General features: G+C 51.7%; 7 protein-coding genes. 1 reads left to right on the forward strand and 6 read right to left on the reverse strand.

Annotated features, from left to right (window positions below):
• The first annotated feature begins 112 nt into the window (after positions 1-112).
• On the forward strand, positions 113-301 hold the full coding sequence (locus Q0294_RS17805; RefSeq protein ID WP_299468147.1) for a hypothetical protein: 189 nt from the start codon (positions 113-115) through the stop codon (positions 299-301).
• 132 nt (positions 302-433) lie between these two features.
• On the opposite strand, the gene Q0294_RS17810 is transcribed toward Q0294_RS17805, so the two are convergent.
• The 6 genes from Q0294_RS17810 to leuC all read right to left on the reverse strand — a co-directional run bounded on the left by Q0294_RS17810 (position 434) and on the right by leuC (position 8350).
• Positions 434-1711 (reverse strand): MFS transporter, encoded by a 1278-nt coding sequence (locus tag Q0294_RS17810; RefSeq protein WP_299468149.1) that lies wholly within the window; start codon positions 1709-1711, stop codon positions 434-436.
• 116 nt (positions 1712-1827) lie between these two features.
• Positions 1828-3375 carry a Gfo/Idh/MocA family oxidoreductase gene (locus Q0294_RS17815; RefSeq protein WP_299468151.1) on the reverse strand — a complete coding sequence of 516 codons (1548 nt, stop codon included), beginning with the start codon at positions 3373-3375 and terminating at the stop codon, positions 1828-1830.
• Between the two features lie 133 nt (positions 3376-3508).
• Positions 3509-4741 (reverse strand): hypothetical protein, encoded by a 1233-nt coding sequence (locus tag Q0294_RS17820; protein ID WP_299468153.1) that lies wholly within the window; start codon positions 4739-4741, stop codon positions 3509-3511.
• Positions 4742-5081: 340 nt separating this feature from the next.
• Positions 5082-6188 carry an FAD:protein FMN transferase gene (locus Q0294_RS17825; RefSeq protein WP_299468155.1) on the reverse strand — a complete coding sequence of 369 codons (1107 nt, stop codon included), beginning with the start codon at positions 6186-6188 and terminating at the stop codon, positions 5082-5084.
• A gap of 99 nt (positions 6189-6287) precedes the next feature.
• Positions 6288-6878: a 3-isopropylmalate dehydratase small subunit gene (gene leuD, locus Q0294_RS17830; protein WP_299468156.1), complete on the reverse strand. Its 591-nt coding sequence runs from the start codon at positions 6876-6878 to the stop codon at positions 6288-6290.
• Positions 6879-6928: 50 nt separating this feature from the next.
• Positions 6929-8350 (reverse strand): 3-isopropylmalate dehydratase large subunit, encoded by a 1422-nt coding sequence (leuC, locus tag Q0294_RS17835; protein WP_299468157.1) that lies wholly within the window; start codon positions 8348-8350, stop codon positions 6929-6931.
• Positions 8351-8605: the final 255 nt, after the last annotated feature.

The raw sequence follows: 8605 nt of genomic DNA on the forward strand, positions 1-8605 counted from the left end.
GGCAGCCTGATAAATTCCGGGCACGCACTCTCAGATGGTGCAGGAGTTTGTGTTTCGATTTGTTGAACATTCTTTTCTCTTCGATATTTTTGGTACTCAGGAGTTATTCACCGTGTCACATCACCCCAATCATCCGCGTCACACTCAAGACAAAAAAAAGACGCAGGTGCACAAGGACTGGCGTACGTGGACCATCGTGATCCTGATGCTTGCCGGCATGGCGGCTTATATTCTCACGCTTGACGAAAGTGTCGTACCGGCTGTGCAGCCGCAGGAACCAATGGAAGCCATTGGAGGCTAAGAGCTGACAATCCTGGAACGCTGCCTGACGAAGAGACTTCACTGTGCAATGAGTCGGGCAAGGCAAATCCTTTTCTGGAACCATGCAGGTATTTTGTCGAGCGAGTTCCCTCTGCCCTGAGGGCAGGGTAATTCAGGTTGGTGCGTCTTCACTTTTGGGTTCTTCGGATTTCAAAATACTCATCAAGACGAGCCCCAGGAGCATGATGACAGCACCGGCCCAATACGGGGATGTCGTGCTGCCTGGAATGAGTCCGTTCTCGGTTCCTTTAAACAGCACAATACCTGCCAGTGGCCCCAGAATACGGGCCAGTGCCGAGATGCTTTGACCGACTCCCAGAATTCCCCCTTGCTGATCGTCGGAAGTATTGAGTGACAGCAGTGATTGCAGTGAAGGGGTGGTTGCAGAAAAGCCAATCACGGAGATCGGGAGCACGGCATACAATAACGGGTAGGAACCGGAATTGCCGGCGACACCAATCAGCATGAGCCCGGCGACCATCAGGACGATGCCGATCAGCCCCATGCGATATTCGCCAAGTTTCGGAATCAATCTTCTGACAAGAATTCCCTGGCTGAGGGTTAAGATCAACCCGATGTAGGCAAAAATGAAAAAGTTGCTGCGGGCGGCAAAGCCCAGTTCCTGAGTCAGCAGGGACAGTGTCGATTCAAATTGTGCGAACGCGAACGTGGTTAAAAAGATGGTCAGCAGGATCAGGCCAATGCGTGGTCGCGCCAGCGCGTGACGGAAGCTGGAAACATCAAACCAGTGCAGGCGTTTTTTAAGTGAGCCGGATGTTGCTGGATTGAGAGATTCGGGTAGCATAAAAATCGAGAGCAGGGCAGCCACGCCGGAGAGTACACAGGCCACATAACCGGGAGCGGCACTGGGGGTGGCGCCCGTTTCTGCGGAGACAAAAGCAGCGCCGATCAAAGGCCCGAATGTAAAACCAATTCCGAAGGCGGCACCAATCAGGGCCATCCCTTTTCCACGTTCTTTCGGCCCGGTAATGTCGGCGATATAAGCCTGGGCGGTCGGAATGGTGGCTCCGGCGATTCCGGCACCAATGCGTGTGATGAACAACCAGGACAAAGCACCGATTCCCAGAAACATGCCTTCTTTACCCAGCGACGTCGCGAAACCGAACATGCCATAGAAAACGGTGGAACCGACCAGACCCAGGATCAGAATCGGTCGACGGCCAACGCGGTCCGAGATACGACCCCAGATAGGAGCGAACAGAAACTGCATCGCAGAAAACGATGCCATCAGTAAGCCCAGTGTGCCGCCGCCTGCTTCAAAGTGTTCTCCGTATCGAGGCAATAGTGGTAAGACGATTCCAAAACCTAGCAAATCGATAAAGACGGTCACGAAAATGAGAGTCAGACCTGCCTTGCGTCCATCCGACACGTAGTTCCCCTTTGAACTGAGGTATTGAGAGAATATAAAGAAACAATGCCGAGGAGTAGTGCCCTCGGCATTGTTGAATCATGATAGATTTAGAGTGGGAATACAATAGACAATGGTCAGGCCGTCAGGTCTGCAAAGTCTGCTTCCGGAGTCGCCGGATTATCAGGATCAAACCATTCCGGTTTGAATACAATCCGCACCTTGTGCTTCATGGCCAGATTGGAAGTCAGCGCCATAATCGCATCGGCCATCGCAACCGTACCGTTGCATTTCAAGCCGCCTTCGAGGGGGCCTTTGAAGTTATTGGTCCGAATACAATGGGCGAAATGTTCCATTTCTTCCGTGTAACCGCGACTGATCTTATCACCAATCGCCTGGTTGACGTCCGAAGCGGCCGCTGAAGGGGCCGTCGTTTCGTAAGCATCCAGAACCGGGCCGCCGCCATCGCTGGAGTTGATGACCCAGAGCCGCTGATCCGGTCCGCCCGCACCGGTGGAAGGGCTGGATTCTTTGAAGAGCAGCGCCTCTTTTTCGGTCTTCATGATCAGAGTGCCGCGACTACCCAGAACCGTTTCCCCATAAGGCTCCCAACTGTTTGTGTTGAGGGACGAGTAGGTCACGATACTGATATCGCGCGGATTGGTTTCGGCGTCGTAATGCGGGCCGGGGAATTCTAAAGTCACATAAACGTGGTCGTCGATCTCACGATCGTCTTCCTGTTTATCTTTCGAACCGATCCCCTTCACGCCATAGAAGTTCTTGCCACCATAACCCTGCACGGCCAGGGGATGCACTTTCCCCAGAAAGATACTGCAGGCATCCAGCTGGTGGCTTCCCAGTTCTGCCATCAAACCACCGCCGGTTTTATTATACAGACGCCAGTTAATCAGTTCATCCATGTTGTCGTAGCCGTACTCTTTGACTTTTTCAGCCAGCGCTGCCGCATCTTCTTTGGGCACACTCTTGCGCCAGCTGTCGCGTCCCGGAAAACTGTTGTTGCGGTGCCATTGGGCACGGATGTGACGAATATCGCCGAGTTCACCTCGTTTGACAATCTCGTTGGCATTGTCGTATAGCACGCTGTAGTGACGCTGGTGTCCGACGGCCAGCAGCAGTTTTTTATCCCGCGCTTTTTTGATGAGTTCTTTGCACTCGGTAATATTATGTGCCATCAATTTTTCAGAAAGCACATGCAGACCGGCGTCGAGCGCAGCCATGGCAATCGGTGCGTGCTGGCTGAGAGGGACGGCGATCACAACTGCTTCCAGACCCAATTGATCCTTGGCGGCGATCAGCTTTTTGTGGTCGTCGAACTGTTGGATCTGAGATGCTTTTTCCTGTCCCAGTTTTTTGATCAGTCCGATGCGGTGTTCATTGCCATGTCCGTGCATTGCCTTCATCAGGTTAGAAGGCCGCAGGTCGGCAATCGCGACAATTTCCATATATTCGGGCGGATGCTGTGTGATGAGCACGCTGCCTTCATCGCCGGTTCCAATGAAGCCGACTTTGACCGGCTTGCCTTTGATTTTTTCATATCCAAAATAAGCCGCACCTAAACCCGTGGTCGCAGCAGCGGCCGTTGTGATGAAGTCACGCCTTGTAAATGCAACCGCTTCGTTAAAATTATCTTTGCCGATTTGTTCCTGTTCGGGAGTTAATTTCATATGTTTGCTCCTGATACGCAACGCGTATCTGTTACCGGTAGGGATGAATGGTTTGTTCAATTATAGGCGGGAAACAAGGCTTTTGTTAGAGTTACCTTCGTTTCCTACGAAATTTTGAGCGGAATCAACTGGTTTAGTTTGCAGATTTTTTCTTTTTGTGGAAAAAGCGATAAATTAAGCCATCAATGCCAAACCAGGTTCCCGTAGGCAGGCATGCGATGGCCAGTAGTGCGAGGGATTCGATCATGTTTTTATTCACAATAAAACTGTGTTCAGGTCCCGGGATTTCCGGAACTCCCGGCCAGGGGGGCATGACCAGATAAAACGACATCAGCATGCCGGCAGCCGCGACGGCTGCAATGCGGGTTCCAAACCCGACCAGAAGCAGGAAGCCGAGAATTGTCAGGGCTGCTATGGTCATCATATTCACACGATGAATTTGTGTGTCTTCGCGAGGGATGGGGCCAGCCGCCATTTGTTCCGGTGTGAGCAGCTTCAAGGCTTCTTCTTCCATTTCGTCTTCCATGGCGCGAATCGGATTCACCAGGCCGGCTTTCATCTGCTGGATCTCGGCCCAGAGTTTATCGAGGTGGTCGACTTTAAATTGCTGGTCTGCGTTTGCCAGTTTCTGTTCGTAGCGATCCAAGGCCATTTGGTATTGTTCAATTTTGCCGATGCGTTTGCCGTCGATGGTGCCTTCCTGTTCGACGTCGATCTGGCCAGCCAGTTCCGGGTTTCCGCGGAGTGAAGCCTGCATTCTTTCAATGTAGCTCAGACGGGCAGAGCGGTCATACACCTTGTCGACAGCGATGTAGAATTCCTGATCCAGTTTGGTGCCTCCGGTCAATTTACCGTCTGGTCCCTTTATGACGGGAACCATTGACTGCAGGCGTTGTTTTTCAGCGGGCGTCAAATGTTTCTCACCATCGACAATCAGGCGTTTTCGTTTCGCGTCATACTGCACGACATTTCCCAGGCTGCCTCCGATTTTGACTTCCGGGGGCAGGGAACTGAGTTCTGCGGCAAACGCCGTGTTTCCACTAACCATCTGGTGCAATTTGGATTTCTGGGCATCAGTCAGATCCGGGTAGTGATTCAGGAAACGTTGCTCCCAGGCGAGCCACTTCGCTTTCACTTTATCTGCATCCAGCCAGTTCAGATCATTGGGATCACCGGTCATGTTACGGAAATGATCGCGAAACGGCCCTTTGGCATTATTCAGATAACCGGCTGCGGTCCAGGGTCTGTTGGTGCTTAAGGTCTCGATCTTCCACAGGCCTTCGTAGAGCAGTTGCCAGCCGATACAAAGTCGTAACACAACAATGAACAGGATCGCGATCCCCGAGATTTTCTTTAGATCTTGCACTGATAAACCCTTTGTTATTTTAAGGGGATTTAAATATTTCGATTCCGATTTATCTGGTTTGCGAGAGCGTACTCTCTTGCGACTTCTTCTGTCCTGAAGATTTCAAGTCGAAGATTGTGGCAGGCACTCTCTGGTCACATCACAGCAGATTCTCAGATCAGGATAAACCGTCATTAAGAATACTTGCTGCGTGACACGGTGATTTCAATTTTAAAAAGAACATGATCCCTGGCAGGGAGCCCCCAGGAGCTCTGGTCAATCGATTCCGGTCACATGCTGCGTGAACAGGAATCCTGACCGGAATCAAATTGTTCTTCGTAGATTCCTTTATAGCGACAAATCATTCTGACAACAATTGGTCGCGATCCAGGAACAGAAACTCATTCGGAATTCCGCGAATCACCGGGGAGAGTTTTCGGCCTTGGGTAGGGGGTGGAATTAAAATCGTACCGACATTGCTATGGTGATCGCAATACTCCAGAGCTTTTTCGATCCCGATTACGTAAAAAGCAGTGGAAAGTGCATCTGCCAGCGCCGCATCAGGGGCGATAACCGTTACAGACAGTAATTCCGAAACGGGCCACCCCGTTCGCGGGTCCAGAATGTGGCCGTAGCGTTTTCCGTCATGACGAAAGTGCTGTACTGAAGATCCACTGGTTGACATGGCATTGTCGTGCAGCAAAATCGTCCCTAATCTCTGGCTGGTAAACAGCGGGTTTTTGATGCCGACAGGCCAGCCCGGAAGTTGATTGTGAGTCCCTTTGGCAAGAATGCTGCTGAAACCGCCATAAAACAGCCAGTTTTCCAGATTCTGCTCTGTCAGGAACTGTCCCGCGATGTCCAGCGCATAACCTTTGCCAATCCCTCCCAGATTTAACTCGTTTTCAGGAGAGCGGAATTGAATGGTTTTGGCGGTCGGATCAAATTGAAACTGATCAATGCCCGTATGGGTGAGACAAATCTCAATTTCCTCTTGCGAGGGAATCCGCCCTTGTAGTCTGCACTCCCGCCACAAAGCGATCAGAGGGCCGGAAGAAGGGTCGAAGCCTCCTGAAGTTTCCAGACAGATCTGGCGGGCCTGATCGAGAATGTCATACAGGCGGGTATCCATGGCCACAGGACCTGCGGCTGCCTCGGCGTTAACACGCGACATTTCGCTGGTGCTTCTGTAAACCGTCATCAGCTGTTCCAGCTCGTGCAGCATATCCAGCGCATCAGAGGCATGCATCACCTGTTGGCTGGGGCCGGGATTCATCACAACGGCAAATTCGGTTGCCATCGCGCGCGTACCCAGACGGATTGTGGAACCACCGGTCGGCGCGGCAAAGTTCTCGGTGGCGTCATTCAGGTAATCAGCCAGATTTTCCCCGGCTTGCTCGACGGCTTGTTTTAAAACGCGTCCAGTCAGAAAATCACGACGATTGCTTTTCGCTTTCTTTTCAGACATAAAACCACGTGAGAATCTCAAGTCAGACGCATGGCTAATGCATCAAAGTTTTCATCCACTCGATCTGTTGAGCTCCCGCACAGGGCCGATCTCAGCAGCTCAGGCAAAGGATGTAAAATAAGGCACCGCTGCTGCCTGTGCTTTGATTTCGTCAGTGCTTTTCAGTAATTGTGCCAAAAAGTCATAGGTTCCTGAAGTCAAAGCAGCACGGGCATTTTCGGGTAACGTGCAATCGAACTGTTGCTCGCCACAAATGATTTTCATGGTCAACAGGTCGACTGTGATTTCCTGTTCCGGGTGATTCTGGATCGTCTGATTAAGCGTTTCCAAAGTGGCACGACTGGCACAGACGGCGGGAACTCCCAGAGAAGTACAGTTCCCAAAAAAGATTTCCGCATACGATTCGGCGATGATGGCATTAATTCCCCAGCGAATCAGCGACTGAGGGGCATGCTCGCGCGAAGAGCCACAGCCGAAATTACGGCCGCCAAGCAGAATCGAAGCGCCCTGATACTGCGGTTTATCAAACGGATGGTCTGGATCCTGCTGGCGATCATCTTCGAACGCGTGTTCTCCCAGCCCTTCAAAGGTGACGCAGCGTAAAAAACGTGCGGGGATAATCCGGTCGGTGTCGATGTCATCCAGTAACAGAGGGATACAGGTTCCGGTAATGCTTTCAATTTTATTCATGGGTCTGTCTTTAAAAAACGCTTTAGAAGCTGTTGTGTTACTTGTGCAAATTAAACGGGGACGGTGTTCAACATTTCGCGAACATCTGACACGCAGCCATTGATGGCCGCCGCCGCCACCATAGTGGGGCTCATCAGCAGTGTGCGACCTGTCGGGCTGCCCTGTCTGCCTTTAAAATTGCGGTTGCTGGAAGAAGCACACAGCTCGTTTCCAACCAGTTTATCGGGGTTCATGGCCAGACACATCGAGCAGCCTGCCTCTCTCCATTCAAAGCCGGCATCGGTGAAGATTTTATCGAGTCCTTCTTCCATAGCCTGCTTGCGAACAAGTTGTGAACCGGGCACGACCAGCGCTTTAACATGCTCGGAAACATGACGTCCCTCGACGACTTTGGCGGCTTCTCTGAGGTCGGAGATTCTTGAATTCGTACAGGAACCGATGAAGGCAACATCGATTTTCTGCCCCTTGATCGGCTGATTTTCTTTGAGGTCCATATAGCGAAACGCTTCTTTGATCAGCGTCTGTTCGTCTTCAGGGTAGCTTGAAATCGGGGCCAATGTTTCGGAGATTCCCACCGACTGGGCTGGAGTGATTCCCCAGGTAACGGTGGGCTCAATGTCGGCGGCATCGAATTCGACGACATCATCAAATTTCGCATCGGGACCAGAAGCCAGGCTGAGCCACCATTGTGCGGCTTTATCAAATGCGGCTCCTTCCGGAGAAAAGGGGCGTCCCTTCAGATAGTCGACTGTTGTCTGGTCGGGATTGATGTATCCGCAGCGGGCGCCCCCTTCGATGCTCATATTGCAGACCGTCATTCGTTCTTCCATCGACATGCGATCGAAGACGTCGCCGGCGTATTCGTAGGCATAACCAACGCCCCCCTGAACGCCGAGCTTGCGGATTACGTAGAGCGTAATATCTTTGGCGGTCACGCCGGGACCCAGTTCGCCATTGATCAAGATCTGTCGCACTTTGGGGCGGCCCAGCGCCATTGTCTGTGTTGCCAGAACATGGGCGACCTGGCTCGTACCAATTCCCAGTGCAATGGAACCAAAGGCACCGTGGGTACTGGTATGGCTGTCACCGCAAACAATGGTCATGCCTGGTTGGGTCAGTCCCTGCTCGGGGCCGACGACATGCACGATGCCCTGGCGGCTGTCATTGACGTCCAGCAGTGTGACTCCGAACTCGCGACAGTTTTTCTCAATCGCGGTCATCATCTCTTCCGCGAGATCGTCTGCGAACGGGCGTGCCTGGCTCAGTGTGGGCACAATATGGTCAACCGTTGCGATTGTGCGTTCGGGAAACAAAACGGTCAGACCACGGTCACGCAGCATTTCAAACGCCTGAGGGCTGGTCACTTCATGGATCAGGTGTAAACCGATCAGCAGTTGATCCTGGCCGGATTCGAGGGTTTTGACCGTGTGTAAGTCCCAGACTTTGTCGAACAGGTTTTTTGTGTTACTCATCTTCTTTTTCGTTTCAACTCAAATTTTCAATATTCATAGATGACGTTAAAATACCCAAGGTAAAGCATGACCGAAGCGTTTTGGCAGAGGACACGGTCGTCTCTGGACTGGTTCGCGTGTATGCATGGATAGTCACAGGAGTGAAAAGTGTGCTCTTTCACCATACTCGATTTAGAGCCTGAATATAAGGTTTCCAGACCTGACAAATCTAGAAAACCAAGGCATTTACTTTCGTGAATTCCAATATTCCGGAGA

It is taken from the genome of uncultured Gimesia sp. (genome assembly GCF_937919775.1).
Taxonomy (GTDB): Bacteria; Planctomycetota; Planctomycetia; order Planctomycetales; family Planctomycetaceae; genus Gimesia.